13 protein-coding genes are annotated in these 19,034 nt (G+C 61.6%); 10 read left to right on the top strand and 3 right to left on the bottom strand.

The features are described 5' to 3' along the window. Positions 1–85: 85 nt before the first annotated feature. The 3 genes from treA to ASF13_RS03910 all read right to left on the bottom strand — a co-directional run bounded on the left by treA (position 86) and on the right by ASF13_RS03910 (position 3,882). A complete protein-coding gene (gene treA / locus ASF13_RS03920; RefSeq protein ID WP_056232827.1) occupies positions 86–1,765 on the bottom strand; it encodes an alpha,alpha-trehalase TreA in 1,680 nt (559 codons plus the stop codon). A 246-nt stretch (positions 1,766–2,011) separates the two neighbouring features. Next, the gene (argC, locus tag ASF13_RS03915) at positions 2,012–2,941 is read right to left on the bottom strand and encodes an N-acetyl-gamma-glutamyl-phosphate reductase (protein WP_056232825.1); all 930 of its coding nucleotides are present in this window, start codon (positions 2,939–2,941) and stop codon (positions 2,012–2,014) included. Between the two features lie 179 nt (positions 2,942–3,120). Beyond that, a complete protein-coding gene (locus ASF13_RS03910) occupies positions 3,121–3,882 on the bottom strand; it encodes a FadR/GntR family transcriptional regulator (RefSeq protein WP_056232823.1) in 762 nt (253 codons plus the stop codon). A 214-nt stretch (positions 3,883–4,096) separates the two neighbouring features. On the opposite strand from ASF13_RS03910, the gene ASF13_RS03905 reads away from it, so the two are divergent. The 10 genes from ASF13_RS03905 to ASF13_RS03860 all read left to right on the top strand — a co-directional run. Further along, complete coding sequence (locus tag ASF13_RS03905) at positions 4,097–4,834, top strand: SDR family oxidoreductase (protein WP_056232821.1); 738 nt, start codon at positions 4,097–4,099, stop codon at positions 4,832–4,834. A gap of 27 nt (positions 4,835–4,861) precedes the next feature. Beyond that, positions 4,862–5,704 carry a fumarylacetoacetate hydrolase family protein gene (locus tag ASF13_RS03900; RefSeq protein ID WP_056232818.1) on the top strand — a complete coding sequence of 281 codons (843 nt, stop codon included), beginning with the start codon at positions 4,862–4,864 and terminating at the stop codon, positions 5,702–5,704. 22 nt (positions 5,705–5,726) lie between these two features. Then, positions 5,727–7,031: an L-fuconate dehydratase gene (locus ASF13_RS03895; RefSeq protein WP_056232817.1), complete on the top strand. Its 1,305-nt coding sequence runs from the start codon at positions 5,727–5,729 to the stop codon at positions 7,029–7,031. Beyond that, the gene (locus ASF13_RS03890) at positions 7,015–7,866 is read left to right on the top strand and encodes an amidohydrolase (RefSeq protein ID WP_056232815.1); all 852 of its coding nucleotides are present in this window, start codon (positions 7,015–7,017) and stop codon (positions 7,864–7,866) included. Before ASF13_RS03895 ends, ASF13_RS03890 begins: the two co-directional genes overlap by 17 nt. A 13-nt stretch (positions 7,867–7,879) precedes the next feature. Further along, positions 7,880–8,656, top strand: a complete 777-nt coding sequence (locus tag ASF13_RS03885) for an SDR family oxidoreductase (protein WP_056232813.1) — start codon at positions 7,880–7,882, stop codon at positions 8,654–8,656. Further along, positions 8,653–9,003, top strand: a complete 351-nt coding sequence (locus tag ASF13_RS03880; RefSeq protein WP_056232811.1) for an L-rhamnose mutarotase — start codon at positions 8,653–8,655, stop codon at positions 9,001–9,003. The genes ASF13_RS03885 and ASF13_RS03880 overlap by 4 nt, the downstream gene beginning before the upstream one ends. An 81-nt stretch (positions 9,004–9,084) precedes the next feature. Beyond that, complete coding sequence (fucP, locus tag ASF13_RS03875) at positions 9,085–10,320, top strand: L-fucose:H+ symporter permease (protein ID WP_056232809.1); 1,236 nt, start codon at positions 9,085–9,087, stop codon at positions 10,318–10,320. A 297-nt stretch (positions 10,321–10,617) separates the two neighbouring features. After that, on the top strand, positions 10,618–17,067 hold the full coding sequence (locus tag ASF13_RS03870) for an Ig-like domain-containing protein (RefSeq protein WP_056232808.1): 6,450 nt from the start codon (positions 10,618–10,620) through the stop codon (positions 17,065–17,067). A gap of 56 nt (positions 17,068–17,123) precedes the next feature. Continuing rightward, positions 17,124–17,825: an Ig-like domain-containing protein gene (locus ASF13_RS24625; protein WP_056232806.1), complete on the top strand. Its 702-nt coding sequence runs from the start codon at positions 17,124–17,126 to the stop codon at positions 17,823–17,825. 16 nt (positions 17,826–17,841) lie between these two features. Then, on the top strand, positions 17,842–19,034 hold a 1,193-nt coding region (locus ASF13_RS03860; RefSeq protein WP_200929768.1), incomplete at its 3' end, for an Ig-like domain-containing protein.

The raw sequence follows: 19,034 nt of genomic DNA, 5'->3' as shown, positions 1-19,034 counted from the left end.
GGGCAACCACTGGAGTGAGTATGCTGCGCCTGACGACGGCTGAGGTCTCCTGCGGGGCACAGAGGCTGCCCGCAGGAGTACGGGTCTATTTTGCCGACTGCGCCGCGGCGCGGGTGAGATCGCCGACGTTATTACAGGTGACCCCCTTCGGACAGTAGCGATCCATCAGCATCAGGGTGACGCCGTTGGTCCAGCCGAAGCCGTCCTGCAGCGGATATTCTCCGCCGCCACCGCCGCCAAGGCCTTTACCTTCCACGACATATTTCTCAACCAGCTTATGCTCCCTGTCATAAGTCGCCTGCACGTTCTGCAGGAAGTTTACGCCAACCTGTTTCGCCAGTTCCGGCTTACCGTAGTTATCCAGACCCACCACGGCCACCCACTGCAGCGGCGCCCAGCCGTTGGGGGCATCCCACTGCTGGCCGTTGTTTACGGTGGTGGTCAGCAGGCCGCCTTCCTTCAGCAGCTGCGACTGTACCGCGCTGGCGGTGAGACTGGCCTGGTCACCGGAGGCGATTTTCAGCCAGAGCGGGAACAGCGTTGCGGCGGTGAGCTGCGGGCGAATGCTGCCTTTCTGCCAGTCATAATCGCTGTAGAAGCCCTGCTTCTCATCCCACAGGGTGCGGTTGATCGCCGTTTTACGCTGTTCGGCCAGCGTGGTGAAACGTTTGGCCGCGTCCGCGTTTTTCGCCACTTCGCTGGCCTTCGCCAGGGTGGTTTCCAGATGGTAAATCAGAGCGTTAAGATCCACCGGAATAATCCGCGTGGTATGGATAGTGGACAGATCGCCTGGCTTGTCGAACCAGCGCGAGCTGAAGTCCCAGCCGGAGGCTGCCCCGGCGCGCAGATCGCGATACAGTTCTTTCTTATCGCGGCCGTGGGCTTTTTCCGCGGTGGCGATATCATCCATATAGGATTCGGTGCGCGGCACGTCGCGGTCGTCCCAGTAGCGGTTAAGCACGCTGCCGTCTTTCAGCTTCACCACGCGTTCTTTCGCGCTGCCGCTGGCCAGCGTATCCGCCCCGGCCATCCAGTAGTCATACTCTTTCTGCAGCTGCGGCAGGTATTTCGCGTATACCGCATCGCCGCCGTGCTGCGCCAGCAGGTCGATCATCATGCTGAAGAACGGCGGCTGTGAACGGCTCAGGTAGTAGCTGCGGTTACCGTTGGGGATATGGCCGTACTTATCCAGCTCGCTGGCGAAGTTATCCACCATATCCTGCACCTTATCCCAGTGGCCGCTCTCTGCCAGCCCGAGCATGGTGAAGTAGCTGTCCCAGTAATAGACTTCGCGGAAGCGGCCGCCCGGCACCACGTAGGGCTTCGGCAGCGGCAGCAGCGAATCAAACTCGCTGGCCCGGGTGGTGGAACGGGTCAGCACCGGCCACAGGCCGTCGATATGTTCACGCAGGCTCTGCCCGGCGGGCGGCACATACTTCTCACCCTCGGACGGCAGGGTAAAATTGGTGGCAACGAAGCGTTTCAGATCGAAATTGCCCTGTGACTTCTGCATCTGCCAGTCGGCGAGGATCGCCGAGGGATCGCTCTTCGGTACAGCGTCAGCGAAGGTTTTCTGATCCGGGAAGAGTTTTGCCGACTGTACCGCGTGGAACAGCGGCCCGAGACGCACGTCAGGCGGCAGCGGATGACTGCTCAGCATTCGCTGGTTATCCTGCGCCTGTGCGGCCGCGGCGGCCATCAGCCCGGCCAGCAGCAGCGGGGCGAACATGCGGCTGTGGCTCTGACGTTTTTCGACACTTTTCATCGTCTGTGCTCCTTGTCCATACCAGAGTGGTCTGTAAGTGTTTGACCCTGCGCAAAACTTTAGACCAGAATCACGAAAAGATCGGCCAGTGACCGGGAAATGTGAGGCAGACGGCGTTTTTCTGGCCAGCCAAAAGGGAAAAAGTCCGTTACAGACTTGAAGAGGGAAACCCGCGCCCGTAAAGCCTGCATGCCGTTACCGTGCACACAGGCCTGAACGGGAGCGGTTTACGCACCGCCGGCGGTATCAGAGATTAACGCAGGTCTCTTCTGCCAGGCCGAGCATAATATTCAGGTTCTGCACCGCCGCGCCGGAGGCCCCTTTACCGAGGTTATCCAGCCGCGCTACCAGCATGCTCTGGCGCTGTTCCGCGTGGCTGAACACAAACAGCTCCATCTGATTGGTGTTGTTCAGCGCTTCCGGCAGCAGATACGGGGCGGCTTCCTCATCGTAGCTGTTGTGCTCACGCACGCTGATAAACGACTGCCCGGCATAGAAGTCGGTCAGCGCCTGGTGCAGCGCCGCGCCGTCGCTGTTGTTCAGCGGCACAAACACCAGCATCCCCTGCGCGTAGTCGCCTACCGCCGGCTGGAAGATCGGCCGGCTGCTCAGCCCGCTCCACGCCTGAATCTCTTTCAGGTGCTTATGGTTAAAGCCCAGCCCGTAACCGGCGTAACCGGTGCCCGCCTGCTGGTACTTCTCAATCATCGCCTTGCCGCCGCCGCTGTAGCCCGAAACCGCGTTAATCGCCAGCTCGCGATCGGCCGCCAGCAGGCCGGCGCGGGTTAATGGCGCCAGCAGTGCAATCGCGCCGGTGGCGTAGCAGCCGGGATTCGAGACGTGGCTGGCGCTGCGGATGCGGTCGCGCTGTCCTGCGTCCAGCTCCGGCAGGCCGTACACCCAGCCCGCCTGCACCCGGTGCGCCGAGCTGGCGTCCAGCACACGTGCGCCAACGGCATCGGCCAGCGCCACCGCTTCTTTCGCCGCCTCGTCCGGCAGGCAAAGAATAGTGACGTCCGCCTGCTGCATCAGCGCCTGACGGGCGGCGGCGTCTTTACGCTGGGCGTCGTCAATCTGGAGCAGCTCAATCTGCGGGTGATTTGCCAGCCGCTGCTGGATCTGCAGGCCGGTGGTGCCCGCCTGACCATCAATAAACACGCGATAGGTTTGAGTCATTACAGCCTTTGCCTTTAAGAAAGAGGAAACAGTGTTACCGGGGCGCGTGTGATGTTCGGCGCTTACGCTAACCAAACACGCATCACAATGAATTGACTGTTTATGAGTTTACATGCTGTCATTACACCTTATAAATGCGTTTATATGCAATTGTTTTGTGTAGTTATGCATGTTCTTTTTCATCCCCGCCCAAATATCGCAATCACCGCATCCAGATGCTCTTTCATCGCCTTTTTGGCCGCGCGGGCGTCGCGGGCTTCCAGCGCGTTAAGGATCGCCAGGTGCTCGATCTCCGAGCGGTGCGGCATATCCTGCGGCGTATAGTGCTGCTGCAGGCTGCGGAACATGGTGCCGTAGCGGTGGCCGAGCAGGTGGGCGATGATAAAGGCGTAGGCCGGGTTGCCGCTGGCCTGGGCGATACGGATATGGAACAGCCGGTCGCCGGGGTGGGTGGCGGAGTTATTGCGGTTATCAAAGCAGTTCTGCTGGTAAGCCTCGCGGATCAGCCGCAGCTCTGCGTCGGAGGCGTGGTGGGCGGCCAGCGCGGCGGTCTCCGGCTCGATCAGCCGCCGGGTCTGTAACAGCGAGAAGGGCGGCAGTTCGGCGCTGAAGTCCAGCTGGATATCCAGTTCATCATCAACGTCCGCCCACTGATTGCGCCCGGCCTGGGCCATCACCGGTTCGGCGGACGGCGCAGCGCGCTTGCTGCCGGTGTCACAGACGATCACCCCGTTGCCCACCCGCACATCCACCAGACCAATCACCTCCAGCGCGATCAGCGCCTCACGCACCGAGGCACGGCTCACCTGCAGCTGGCTGGCCAGGTCGCGTTCGGCGGGCAGTTTGCTGCCCGGCGGGAACTCACCGCTGTCTATCAGGTTTTTAAGCTGATCGGCAATCTGACGGTAAATTCTTGGATTTTCTAATTTTTTTATTGGCATGTGGCCCCAGCTTGTTTTTTAGCTTAAGCGATTCAGCTAGCATTTAACGGCAAAACTCCTTGCCGAATTGTTTTTCACGTGTGACAACTACGTTAATTAAAAGTCGTTTTAAACCACCATTCATTGCCATATCTTAACAATACGGTTTCGGTTTAAAACGTTTTTTTTCACCTTTAATGGCCTGACCATTAGTCCTTTAAGTACAGGAGTCATTATGCAGTTGCAGGGTAAAAAAGTACTGATCACCGCCGCCGGGCAGGGGATTGGCCTGAACAGCGCCAAAGTGTTTGCCGCCGCCGGGGCGGAGGTCATCGCCACCGATATCAATATCGGCAATCTGGATCTGCCGGGGATCACCGCCCGCCGTCTGGACGTGACCGACAGCGCGGCCATTCGCCAGCTGGCCGGGGAGATCGGCACGCTGGACGTGCTGTTCAACTGCGCCGGCGTGGTGCACAGCGGCGATATTCTCAGCTGCAGCGAGCAGGAGTGGCAGTTTGCCCTCGATCTGAATGTGACCGCGATGTTCCACACTATCCGCGCCTTCCTGCCGGCGATGCTGGAACGCCAGCGTGGGTCGATTATCAATATGTCGTCAGTGGCGTCAAGCGTGAAAGGGGTGCCGAACCGCTTTGCCTACAGCGCCTCTAAAGCGGCGGTGATTGGCCTGACCCGCTCGGTGGCCGCGGACTACGTTAAACAGGGCATCCGCTGCAACGCCATCTGCCCGGGCACCGTGGAGTCGCCGTCGCTGCGCCAGCGCATTGCCGAGCAGGCCGCCGCCGAGGGGCGCAGCATCGATGAAGTCTATCAGGCGTTTGTGGCGCGTCAGCCGGTGGGCCGCATCGGCACCACCGAAGAGATCGCCCAGCTGGCGCTCTATCTGGCCTCCGACGCCAGCTCGTACACCACCGGCACGGTACAGATTATTGACGGCGGCTGGAGCAACTAAGCTGCCGCGCTAACACCAGGAGAACTTATGAAATTATTACGTTACGGACAGCCGGGCGCGGAGCAGCCAGGCATCCTCGATAACGAAGGCCATATCCGCGCGCTGCCCGCTGATTTTACCGATATCAGCGGCGAGGGGTTATTACCGGCCTCGCTGGACAAACTGCGCCAGCTGGACGTTAACGCGCTGCCACGGGTGGAGGGTAATCCGCGCATCGGGCCGTGCGTCGGTCAGGTGGGTAAATTTGTCTGCATCGGTCTGAACTATGCCGATCACGCGGCGGAAACCGGCGCGGAGATCCCTCAGGAGCCGGTGGTGTTTAACAAATGGACCAGCGCCATCTGCGGCCCGAACGACAACGTCGAGATCCCGCGCGGTTCGCAGAAAACCGACTGGGAAGTCGAGCTGGGGGTGGTGATTGGTCAGGGCGGCCGCTATATCAGTGAAGCGCAGGCGATGGAGCATGTCGCCGGTTACTGCGTGATCAACGACGTTTCTGAGCGTGAATATCAGATTGAGCGCGGCGGCACCTGGGATAAAGGCAAAGGCTGCGACACCTTCGGCCCGCTGGGGCCGTGGCTGGTCACCGCCGATGAGATCCCGGACCCGCAGAACCTGAGCATGTGGCTGGAAGTGGACGGCAGGCGCTATCAGAACGGCAGCACCCGCACCATGATCTTTACCATCCCGCAGATTATCAGCTACCTGAGCCGCTTTATGAGCCTGCAGCCGGGTGACGTGATCTCCACCGGCACGCCGCCGGGCGTCGGCCTCGGCCAGAAACCGCCGGTTTACCTGCGCGCCGGCCAGGTGATGCGTCTTGGCATCGAAGGGCTGGGCGAGCAGCGCCAGTTAACCGTTCAGGCATAAATAACAATAAAAGGAAGCAGCGATGACCACCATTACCGCCTTACGCACCGAAGATATCCGTTTCCCGACCTCGCTGTCGCAGGACGGCTCCGACGCCATGAACCCGGACCCGGACTATTCGGCCGCCTACGTGATTCTGGAAACCGACAACCCGGCGCTGAATGGCCACGGGCTGACCTTTACCATCGGCCGCGGCAACGAGATCTGCTGTATGGCGATCAAAGCGCTGCAGCACCTGGTGGTGGGCCGCAGGCTGGCGGATATCACCGCCGATATGGGCAAATTCTGGCGTGAGTTTACCAGCGACAGCCAGCTGCGCTGGATCGGCCCGGATAAAGGTGCCATCCACCTCGCCACCGGCGCTGTGGTTAACGCGGTATGGGATCTGTGGGCGAAGGCGGAAGGCAAGCCGCTGTGGCAGCTGGTCGGCGAGATGAGCCCGGAGGAGCTGGTGCGCTGCATCGATTTTCGTTACATCACCGACTGCATTACCCCGGACGAAGCGCTGACGCTGCTGCATGAGCGGGCGCAGGGGAAAGAGGCGCGCCTGCAAAAACTGCTGGCGGAAGGTTACCCGTGCTACACCACCTCGGCGGGCTGGCTGGGCTACCCGGACGACAAGCTGCGTAAACTGTGTCAGCAGGCGGTGGACGCCGGCTTTGACTATCTGAAGCTGAAGGTTGGCCGCGATTTGCAGGACGATATCCGTCGCGTGACCATCGCCCGTGAGGTGATTGGCCCGGATCGTAAGCTGATGATCGACGCCAACCAGGTGTGGGAAACCGGCGAGGCGATCGACTGGGTCAACCAGCTGGCCTTCGCCCGCCCGTGGTTTATCGAAGAGCCGACCAGCCCGGACGATATCGAAGGGCACCGCCGCATCCGCGAGGGCGTGGCACCGGTCAAGGTGGCGACCGGCGAAATGTGTCAGAACCGCATTATGTTCAAGCAGTTCATTATGCGCGGCGCGATTGACGTGGTGCAGATTGACTCCTGCCGCATGGGTGGGGTCAATGAAATTCTGGCGGTGATGCTGATGGCGGCGAAGTACAACCTGCCGGTGTGCCCGCACGCCGGTGGCGTGGGGCTGTGTGAGTACGTGCAGCACCTGTCGATGATCGACTACCTGTCGATTGCCGCGACCCACGAAGGGCGGGTGATCGAGTTTGTCGACCATCTGCACGAGCACTTTGTTGACCCGTGCGTGATCAAAGGTGCGGCCTATATGCCGCCGACCGCGCCGGGCTTCTCGATTGAGATGCACGCGTCGTCCATCGAACAGTACCGTTATCAGCAGCCGGAGCTGGCCGATGCCGCTGCGTATTGATGCCCATCAGCACTACTGGCGCTACCAGCCGGCGGAGTACGGCTGGATAAGCGACGCCATGCCGCAGCTGCGGCAGGACTTTCTGCCGCCGCAGCTGCGGCCGCTGCTGGCGGAACGCGGGCTGGATGGCGCGGTGCTGGTGCAGGCGCGTCAGCACTGGCAGGAGACGCAGTGGCTGCTGCAGCTGAGCCGCGACCACCGCGAGATCCTGGCGGTGGTCGGCTGGGTCGATCTGGCCGGTGAGGCGCTGGCCGCCTCGCTGGAGGAGGTGTCCGGGCAGGCTAAACTGCGCGGCTTCCGCCATCAGATCCAGGATGAGGCGGACGGCGCGGGCTGGATGCAACAGCCGGCGGTAACGCGCGGTATGCAGCAGATCCAGCGGGCGGGTTACGTCTACGACCTGCTCGTCACACACGATCAGCTGGCGACGGCGACGGCCTTCGCTGCCCGCCATGATCGGGGGGCGCTGGTGCTGGATCACTTCGGCAAGCCGGATATCGCTGCCGGGGTGGCACAGTGGGTGCGGCAGGTCACGCCGCTGGCGGCGCTGCCGCACGTCAGCTGCAAGCTCTCCGGCCTGCTGACCGAACCGCGCCCGGCCGGATGCGGTGACGCGGAGCTGCTGGCGTTCTATGATGCGGCGCTGCAACTGTTCGGACCTGATCGCCTGCTGTTCGGTTCAGACTGGCCGGTGTGCCTGCTGGACGGGCCGTATCAGCACGGCTGGCAGCTGTGCCAGCAGGCGATTGCCACGCTGTCAGCCGACGAGCAGGCGGCGATACTGGGCGGCAACGCCAGCCGCATTTACCTGGAGCCTGACGGCACAGGCTTATAACTGGAGAAGGGTGATGGATCTGTACCTGAAAGACAAAGTGGTGCTGGTGACCGGCGGCGGTTCAGGCATCGGCGCGGCGATATCGCTGAGCCTGGCGCAGGAAGGGGCGATACCGGTGATTATCAGCAACAGCGTGCCGCCTGCCGGACTGATGGCGCAGCTGCATGAGCAGCAGCCCGCCGCAGAGTTTATTCACGCCGAGCTGCAGGATGAGGCGATGTGCCGGGCGGCGGTGGCGCAGGTGCAGGCGCAGTTTGGCCGCATTGACGGGCTGGTGAACAACGCCGGGGTCAACGACAGCGTTGGCCTGGAGGCGGGGCGCGAGGCGTTTGTCGCGTCGCTGGAGAAAAACCTGGTGCACTACTACCTGATGGCGCACCTGTGTCTGGATGCCTTACGCGAAAGCCACGGGGCGATCGTCAATATCAGTTCCAAAACCGCGCTGACCGGGCAGGGCAACACCAGCGGCTACGCGGCGGCGAAAGGCGGCGTGCTGGGGCTGACCCGCGAATGGGCGGCGGCGCTGCTGGCTGACGGCATTCGCGTTAACGCGGTGATCCCGGCGGAAGTGATGACGCCGCTGTACGAGCGCTGGATCGGCACCTTTGACCAGCCGCAGCAGAAGCTGCAGCAGATTACGCAGAACATCCCGCTGGGGCAGCGCATGACCACCGCTGAGGAGATCGCCGACAGCGTGGTGTTCCTGCTCTCGCCGCGTGCGTCGCACACCACCGGGCAGTGGCTGTCGGTGGACGGCGGCTACCAGCATCTTGATCGGGCGCTGACATGAGCGGCGGTCAGCGCTACGTCCAGGCGCTGGATCTGCAGGACGACCCGCAGCTGATCGCGGAGTACCGTCAGCACCATCAGCGCATCTGGCCGGAGATTGCCGCCCATCTGCGCCAGCACGGCATTCTCAGCATGGAGATTTACCTGCTGGGCACCCGGCTGGTGATGGTGACGGAGACCGGGGCTGACTACGATGCCGCCGCGTTTAACGCCGCCAGCCTCGGCCACCCGAAGGTGCAGGAGTGGGAAGCGCTGATGTGGCGCTACCAGTGTGCCACCCCATGGACGCCGGACGGCGAGAAGTGGATGCCAATGGAAAACATCTTTTCACTGACCGACCAACCTTAACTGACTCATCCGCTGGCCCGTCAGGGCCAGTTAATGCCGGTGTTTTTCGCTGTACTGGCCACAGTAACCGAGGAACCAAACATGCTCGTCAATAAATCCGTTCACCCGGCGCAGCGCGCCGGTCAGCCCGCTGTTGCCGCTTTCCGGCTGGCGTTTATGCTGGTCACCGTACTGTTCTTCCTGTGGGGGCTCTCCTACGGGCTGCTCGACGTGCTCAACAAGCATTTCCAGGAAGTATTGCACGTGACCAAAGCCCAGTCCGGCCTGCTGCAGGCGGCCTACTTCGGAGCCTACTTTGTGGTGGCGCTTCCCGCTGGATTCTTTATGGAGCGCTACGGCTACAAGGCCGGGATTCTGGTCGGCCTGTGCCTCTATGCGCTGGGCGCGCTGCTGTTTGTGCCCGCCGCCGGGGCGGCCAGTTTTGCCCTGTTCCTGCTGGCGCTGTTTGTGATCGCGCTGGGATTAGGCTGCCTGGAAACGGCGGCCAACCCCTATGCCACGGTGCTCGGCGCGCCGGAAGGGGCGGAGCGGCGGCTCAACCTGGCGCAGTCTTTTAACGGGCTGGGGCAGTTTGTCGGGCCGGTGATCGGCGGCTCGCTGTTCTTCTCCGCCACTCAGCAGAGCGGAACGGCAGGCCTGGACTCGGTAAAAACCACCTATGTGGCGATCGCCGCGCTGGTGCTGGTGATTGCCTTTATCTTTGGCCGTACCCGTCTGCCGGATATCCGCAGCCAGGAGGCGGAACAGAGCAGCCACGACGGTCGCGGGCTGTGGCAGCACGCCCATTTTACCGGCGGGGTCATCGCCCAGTTCTTCTACGTGGCGGCACAGGTCGGCGTCGGCGCCTTCTTTATTAACTACACCACCGAACACTGGGCAACCCTGTCGAACCAGAACGCCTCCTACCTGTTGTCGGTGGCGATGGTAAGCTTTATGGTCGGCCGTTTCTTCAGCACCTGGCTGATGGGCTATGTTCGCCCGGCCACGCTGCTGGTGGCCTATGCGGCGATCAATATCCTGCTCAGCGCGCTGGTGGTGGCGGGGATTGACGGCGTGTCGGTGGTGGCGCTGGTGGCGGTATTCTTCTTTATGTCGATCATGTTCCCGACGCTGTTTGCCATGGGGGTGAAAAACATGGGCACCCACACCAAACGCGCCAGTTCGCTGATGATTATGGCGATTGTCGGCGGTGCGATTATGCCGTATCTGATGGGGGCGCTGGCCGATCGCTACAGCACGGCGGTGGCCTATCTGCTGCCGCTGCTCTGCTTTGCGGTGGTACTGAATTATGCCCTGCGTCAGCGCCGCGCGGGATAATGTAAAAACGTTAATTTTACTTAATTCTGACTTATCGCAAATTTCCACCCGCGCCCCGGCGCGGGTTTTTTATTTCTCTGTTTTAACGCGATTTTTATCCTTATCTCAAATTAAGATTTTTCTTATTCCCCCTCTTTAAATCGTAAATATTTTTTGCTAAATATAACGGCATCTTCGTCCTGTTAGCAGGTTTCGTTCCCCTGTCAAGGTTGGACGCTGCCGGAAATTACAACATTCAATCAACGGTTTTTATTTCGCTGCGAAGCTACTTCGGCGGCGTTGCACAGGAGTGTCAGCATGGCATGGCAGAATTGGTTTAAAAACGTTAACAACGCACCGGCCGCCGGCCGGGGTAAACGTGGACAAAAAAGCAATGCTGGCGCGCGAGCGGCTGCGCCTTCCGCCTGGCTTCTGGAGCCACGTATGCTGTTCGATGGTGCGGTCGCCGCCACGGTGACCACCACGCTGAGCAACAGCGACAGCGCGGTAGCGAAAACGGCCGATGACCATGCCGACAGCGCAAAGACCAGCGCCAGCAGCGATACCCGCCAGAGCGACGCCACGCAGGATGCGGGCGCTGAACAGCAGAGCCACAACAGCGATGTCAGCCAGAACAGCGACCCGAACGCCAGCAGTGATGCGGTGGCGATCGCCGCTACCGCCACCCCGGCACGCCTCGAAGTGGCCTTTGTGGACACCTCGGTTGACGGCTATCAGAGCCTGATAGACGGCATTAAACCCGGCGTCGAGGTGGTACTGATTGACGGCAGCAGCAACGGCCTGCAGCAGATCGCAGACTGGGCCTCAACCCACAGCGGTTACGACGCGGTGCATATCTTCTCGCACGGCGTCGATGGTCAGATTAACCTCGGCAGCTTCGTGCTGACCGACAGCGCGATCCACACCGCCGACGTACAGGCTGCGCTGACCACCCTCGGCCAGGCGCTGACCGCCGACGGCGATCTGCTGCTCTACGGCTGCGATGTGGCGGCAGGCACAACCGGTGACGCCTTTATCCGCGATCTGGCCACCGCCACCGGCGCGGATGTGGCCGCCTCCAGCGATGCCACCGGCAGCAGCCTGCTGGGCGGTAACTGGACGCTGGAAAAGCACAGCGGGGAGATTGAGACTACCGCGTTAGCGGTGGAGGGCTATCAGGGGCTGCTGACGCAGGTGAGGCTGATCGATAGTGATATTGTTCCGGCGTCCGCAAGCGATCCCTGGTTAGCCACCAAAAACATCGGTGGCTATACCTTTACGTTTTCAGCGCCACAGACCGGGGGCTTCTTAAGCATTGACCAGGTGGGGGGGCTGCAGGGGCTTTATGCCTATGATTATAATTCTGTCAGTGGCAACGGCACGGTGCTGACCATCAAGGCACCGGACGGCTATACCTTCGACCTGTCCGCCTTCAACCTGGCGTCTGAAACTAACCTGGTCGATGTTGAAGTCACTTATGCCAATGGCTCCACCGGTGTCATGCGGCTTTCGGGCACGGCCGGCAGGCCGACCCTGTGGGATTATATGGAGGGGGCGTTCGATGATATCACTCAGGCGGTGTTCACTTCTTCAGAAATGACCGTCCTGCAGAACTTTGACATTATCGATATCAAACCGATCGGCGGCGTGGCGCAGAACACCGCCCCGGCGATCGGCAACCTCAATGGCGACAGCCTCACCTATACCGAAGACAGCCCGGCCATCACCCTGGACGTCGGTGGTGATGCCACCGTTACCGACAGCGATTCCGCTAACTTTGACGGCGGCAAACTCACCGTCTCGATTACCGCCAACGGCACCGCCAGCGAAGATGTGCTGAGCATCCGCAATGACGGTACTGGCAGCGGGCAGATTGGCTTTAACGGCGTTGGCGTTACCTGGGGCGGAACGGTGATCGGTATGGTCACCGGCGGCACGGCGGGCAACGATCTGGTGGTGTCACTGAACAGCAGCGCCACCCCGGAAGCGGTACAGGCGCTGACCCGCGCCTTAACCTACAGCAACAGCAATATGCGCGAACCGTCCACCGAGACGCGCAGCATCAGCATCACGGTCAGCGATGGCGATGGCCACACCAGCACCCCTGCCACCGTGGAAGTGGCGGTGATCGGCCACAATGATGCGCCGAAGAACCCGGGTATCGGCAATTACGAGATCATCACCGAACGCGGCAGTGAAGCGCTGCTGTTTACCGGGGTGGACATTGATACGGTGGAAGCCGGGCAGCTGATCACGGAAATGGCGATCGGCAGTGTCAGCAACGTCTACGGCGACAGCGAAAGCGGCGTCAACACCGACACCGGCAACGATGGTATCTATGGTGCCGGAGATATTCTGCATATCGATGGCAGCGCTATCCCGCTGGTTGAAGCCAGTGGCACTACCCAGAACAATGGCTTCAGCTGGTCGGTCACGCAGAGTGCAGACGGGAGCTACACGCTGACGCTGAGCAAAGCGGAAGGGGTCAGCCCGGAACTGGCCAGCGCCATTCTTAATGAGGCCACCTACAGCTACATTGGTAGTGACAGTACCATCACCTACCGCGCCTTTAGCGCGTCGCTGCTGAAAGACAACGGCGGCACGGCAAACGGCGGTAAGGACAGCGACAGTGCCTCTATGATCGGCCTGTTTGATATGGCGCTGGCCCCGCTGGCAGCGAACAGCGCCCCGGTGATCGCTAACCTGGATGGCGACAGCATCACCTATACCGAAGGGCAGGATGCGGTGGCCCTGGATGCCGGGGCGGATGCCACGATTACCGACGGCGATTCGGCGAACTTTGACGGTGGCGCACTCACCGTTTCCATCACCGCTAACGGCCACGGCAGCGAAGACGTTCTGACTATCCGCACGGGCGGTGAACCGGGTAAACAGATCACCGCCTACGGCAGCATCGTCAACTACAGCGGCCTGGATATCGGCTTCTACACCGGCGGCAGCAACGGCAACGATCTGGTGGTGACGCTGAACAGCAACGCCACCCCGGAAGCGGTGCAGGCGCTGGTGCGGGCGATCGCCTACCAGAACAGCAACGACCTCAATCCATCCACCGATATCCGCACCGTTACCGTCAGCGTCAGCGATGGCGACGGTGGCACCAGCAACCTGGCCACGCTGCAGATTAACGTCACCGACGTGAACGATGCGCCGCTGGTTTACGGCAGTGGTCATTACCAGATCTACCAGCAACGCGGCAGCGAACTGACCCTGTTCGACTCGGTAACCATTGATCCGGTGGAAGCCGGGCAGACCATCACCGAACTGCAGCTGACCATCTGGAACTACTGGAACGACGGCAACATGAATGATGCGCTGACCATTGACGGCAGCGTGATCCCGTTAACCGCTGGCAGCGGCACCACGGCAATCAGTGGTCTGAGCTGGACGATATCGGGCGGTAGCAGCATCTCCATCCTGACGCTGTCGAAAGCGCAGGGGCTCAGCGGCGCGGCAGCCAGCGCGCTGGTGTCTGCTATCACCTACAGCAACACCGGCAGCGACGCGCAGTACGGTTTCCGTCAGTTCGAGCTGAGCAGCGTGAAGGACAGCGGCGGCACGGCAAACGGCGGCAGCGACACCATGAACTGGACGGGGGTATCCACCTGGTTTGATATCATGCTCGACGCGACAGTCAACAGCGCCCCGGCCATCGGCGGGCTGGATGGCGACAGCGTGACTTACGCCGAAGGCGCGGCCCCGGTAGTGCTGGATGCCAATGGCGATGCCACGGTAACGGACGGTGATTCCGCCGACTTCGACGGCGGCAGCCTGACCGCTGCCGTCACCGCTAACGGTCACAGCAGCGAAGATGTGCTGAGCATCCGCAGCGGCGGCGAAGCGGGCAACGTGATTGGCGTGAGCGGCAGCAGCGTCACGTACAACGGCGTGGAGATTGGTACGGTCAGCGGCGGCAGCGATGGCAACGATCTGGTGGTGGCGTTTAACGCTAACGCCACGCCGGAGGCGGTACAGGCGCTGACCCGTGCGCTGACTTATCAGAACAGCAACGACAGCGATCCGTCGACCGACACCCGCAGCATCAGCATCACCGTCAGCGACGGCGACGGCGGCACCAGCAATACGGCCACCCTGCAGGTGAGTGTGACTGGCGTGAATGATGCGCCTGTCGTTGCGGGTAGCGGCGGCAGCTACGGCTACAGCGAGCGCGACAGCGCCTTAACCCTGTTCAACGGCATCAACATCGATCCGGTTGAAGCGGGCCAGGCCATCACTGATTTTGTGATCCGCATTTGGTCCTACAGCAGCTCCGCCAACAGCAGTGAAGTGTTGCATATCGACGGCAGCGATCTGCCGCTGACCAATGGCAGCGGCGTCACGGCGGATCATGGCTTCAGATGGAGCGTCTCGCAGACGGGCGGCCAGAGCTACCTGAGCCTGACTAAGGCAGAGGGCATCAGCGCGGAAGCCGCAACGGCGCTGGTGGCGGGTATTACCTACCGCAATAACAATACCGAAAGCACCGGCATGCGTGAAATTCTGTTCGCTGCCGTCTGGGATAATGGCGGGACGGATAACGGCGGCGTTGATTACACTTCTGCCAATATCACGACCTGGGTAAACCTGGCGATCCAGCCAGAGCAGAACAGCGCGCCGACGATCGGCGGGCTGGACGGCGACAGCGTCACTTACACCGAAGGCGCTGCCCCGGTGCTGCTGGATGCCGGCAGCGATGCCACCGTCACCGACGGCGACTCGGCCAACCTTGACGGCGGCAGCCTGACCGTGTCGATCACCGCTAACGGCCACGGCAGCGAAGATGTGCTGAGCATCCGTACCGGCGGCGAAGCGGGTAGCGTCATCGGCGTGAACGGCAGCAGCGTCAGCTATAACGGCGTGGAGATCGGTACCGTCAGCGGCGGCAGCGAGGGGCACGACCTGGTGGTGGCGTTTAACGCGAACGCCACGCCGGAGGCGGTGCAGGCGCTGACCCGTGCGCTGACTTACCAGAACAGTAACAACAGCGATCCGTCCACCGACACCCGCAGTATCAGCATCACCGTCAGCGACGGTGACGATGGCACCAGCAGTACCGCCACCCTGCAGGTTGAGGTGAACGGCGTTAACGACGCGCCGCTAATCAGCCTGAATAACAGCCTCACCTGGCTCAACGCAGGCACGCCACAGGCCCAGTTGTTCAGCCAGGTCACCATCGATCCGGTGGAAGCCGGACAGACCATAACGCAACTGACCCTGACGGCCGATTTGCTGATTGATGGCAACCATGAGGTGTTGAGTGTTGACGGCACCACCATCACCCTTGGACAGTCGGCCTCTGGCACCACCGCGTTGAATGGCCTCAGCTGGAGTCTGATTGTGTCGGGATCTTCGGCCAGCCTGGTCCTCTCTTCTGCCGGGGGCATCAGCGGTGCAGCCGCCAGTACTCTGGTGGAAGGAATCCGCTACAGCAACACCAGCAACACCACCAGCGGGGATGTTAATTCCGGAACACTTCGTCAGTTCACCCTGATCGGAGTGAAAGACAGCGGCGGCACGGCGAATGGCGGTATCGATACCCAGAACGTGTGGATGAACTCGCTGGTTATTGTTCAACAGGGCACCCCGGTGGCCGCCCCGCAGGTCACCAGCGTGACGGCCTCCAGCCCGGATGGTTACTACAAAAGTGGCCAGACGGTGGTGATTACCGTTAATTACAGTGCTGAACTGACCCTCGACACCACCGATGGCCGCCCGACATTGCAGCTCGACGTCGGCGGTGCGACCCGTTATGCCACCTATAGCGGGCAGAGCGCTGCGAACCAGCTGCAGTTCGAGTATCTGGTGCAGGCGGGTGATAACAGCGCCGATCTTGAGGTCAGCGGCAACGCCGCGCTGCAACTGAACGGTGCGACGCTGCAAAACGCGGCGGGTACGGCGGCCGATCTGACGTTGCCTGAAGCGGGGGCGCAGAACTCGCTGAGCGGGCAGAGCGCGATCGTGGTAGATACGGTGTTGCCGGGTGCCACTATCAGCATTAGTAACCCGCTGCTGGGAATGGGGCAGTACGCTACCGTCACCATTACCTTTACCGAAGCGGTGACCGACCTGACCCGCGACGATATCAGCGTGGAAAACGGCACGCTTGGCACACTGTTCACCAGTGACGGTGGCGTGACCTGGCAGGCCAGCCTGGAGCCGACGACGGGCATTACTGCCGCAGGCAATCAGATCATCCTGAATAATGCCGGCGTCAGCGATCGGGCGGGCAACGCCGGCGAGGGCAGCACCAGCATCAGCTACGATATTGACGGTGTGCGGCCGACGGTCGGTATTACGCTGGGCAATGACACGCTGAAGGCAGGTGCCAGTACGGTTGTGACGGTGACGTTCTCTGAAGCCGTCAGCGGTTTCAGCCGTACTAACCTTAATCCGACCAGCGGTACGCTGAGTGAGTTTAGCTCTGCTGACGGTGGTATCACCTGGACCGGTACTCTGACCGCCGAAAGTGATAATGACGGCAGCGGTAATGTGATCTTTATGGATAATACCGGGATCCAGGATCGGGCGGGTAACACACTGCAGGGGCTGACGCTCTCCGCTGCGTATACCATCGACACTCAGTTGCCAACCGGCACCGTTGCGCTGAGCGACGCTGCGCTGATCGCGGGTGAAAGCACTGTCGTTACCGTGACCTTCACGGAAGCCGTCACCGGCCTGAGCCGTGAAGCCTTTACCGTTGGACAGGTACTTATACGCCGAACGCCGATGTTACTGACGCCACCAATCTGATCGTCCTGAACCAGTCGTACGTTCGTGACGCGGCGGGCAATATCGGTCAGGGCCTCGTGGAGTCGGACAACTTTGCGATCGACACGAAGCTGCCGACGGCCACAATTCAGCTGAGCGACACCGCATTGCGTGCGGGTGAAACGTCCGTTGTGACTATCACCTTCAGCGAAGCCGTCTCCGGCCTGACCCGCGACGCGCTGTCGGCGCCAAACGGCACCCTGTCCGAGCTGACCAGCACCGACGGCGGCATCACCTGGACCGGAACCTGGACCCCGAACGCTGACGTGACCGACGCGACTAACCAGCTGGTGCTGAACCAGACCTGGGTGCGTGATGCGGCGGGCAATATCGGGCAGGGCCTGGTGGAGTCTGACAACTTTGCGATCGACACCCAGCTGCCAACCGCCACTATCGAGCTAAGCGACACCGCGCTGCGTGCGGGTGAAACGTCCGTTGTGACCATCACCTTCTCTGAGGCGGTCTCCGGCCTGACCCGCGAAGCGCTGTCGGCGCCAAACGGCACGCTGTCTGAACTGATCACCACCGACGGCGGCATTACCTGGACAGGTACTTATACGCCGAACGCCGATGTTACTGACGCCACCAATCTGATCGTCCTGAACCAGTCGTACGTTCGTGACGCGGCGGGCAATATCGGAAGGTGCAGATCCAGCGGCGATTCACGGCTGTCGGCGCGGACGTCACCAATACGCACGCGGCACCGTTGCGCTGAGCGACGCTGCGCTGATCGCGGGTGAAAGCACTGTCGTTACCGTGACCTTCACGGAAGCCGTCACCGGCCTGAGCCGTGAAGCCTTTACCGTGCCTAACGGCACGCTGTCCGAGCTGATCACCACCGACGGCGGCATTACCTGGACAGGTACTTATACGCCGAACGCCGATGTTACTGACGCCACCAATCTGATCGTCCTGAACCAGTCGTACGTTCGTGACGCGGCGGGCAATATCGGCCAGGGCCTGGTGGAGTCGGACAACTTTGCGATCGATACAAAGCTGCCAACCGCCACCATCCAGCTGAGCGATACGGCGCTGCGTGCGGGTGAAACGTCCACCGTGACCATCACCTTCTCTGAGGCGGTCTCCGGCCTGACCCGTGAGGCGCTGACCGCGCCGAACGGCACCCTGTCCGAGCTGATCACCACCGACGGTGGTATAACCTGGACCGGCACCTATACGCCGAACGCCGACGTGACCGACGCGACTAACCCGCTGGTGCTCAATCAGACCTGGGTGCGTGACGCGGCAGGCAATATCGGCCAGGGCCTGGTGGAGTCGGACAACTTCGCCATCGACACCCAGCTGCCAACCGCCACCATCCAGCTGAGCGATACCGCGCTGAAGGCGGGTGAGGCATCCACCGTGACCATCACCTTCTCCGAAGCCGTCTCCGGCCTGACCCGCGAAGCGCTGACCGCGCCAAACGGCACCCTGTCCGATCTGATCAGCACCGACGGCGGGATCACCTGGACCGGCACCTACACGCCTAACGCTGACGTGACCGATGCTACCAATCAGATCGTGCTCAATCAGACCTGGGTGCGTGACGCAGCGGGTAATATCGGCCAGGGGCTGGTCGAGTCTGACAACTTCGCTATCGACACCCAGCTGCCAACCGCCACCATCCAGCTGAGCGACACCGCGCTGCGTGCGGGTGAGACGTCCACCGTGACCATCACCTTCAGCGAAGCCGTCTCCGGCCTGACCCGCGAGGCGCTGACCGCGCCTAACGGCACGCTGTCCGAGCTGATCACCACCGACGGCGGGATCACCTGGACCGGCACCTATACGCCGAACGCCGACGTGACCGACGCGACTAACCAGCTGGTGCTGAACCAGACCTGGGTGCGTGATGCGGCCGGAAATATCGGCCAGGGCCTGGTGTCCTCGGACAACTTCGCCATCGACACGAGGGCCTGGTGTCCTCGGACAACTTCGCCATCGACACG

Source organism: Erwinia sp. Leaf53, assembly GCF_001422605.1.
Taxonomy (GTDB): domain Bacteria; phylum Pseudomonadota; class Gammaproteobacteria; order Enterobacterales; family Enterobacteriaceae; genus Erwinia.
The sequence above is the reverse complement of the archived record's forward strand: the minus strand, read 5'-3'. Positions and strand labels throughout refer to the sequence as shown.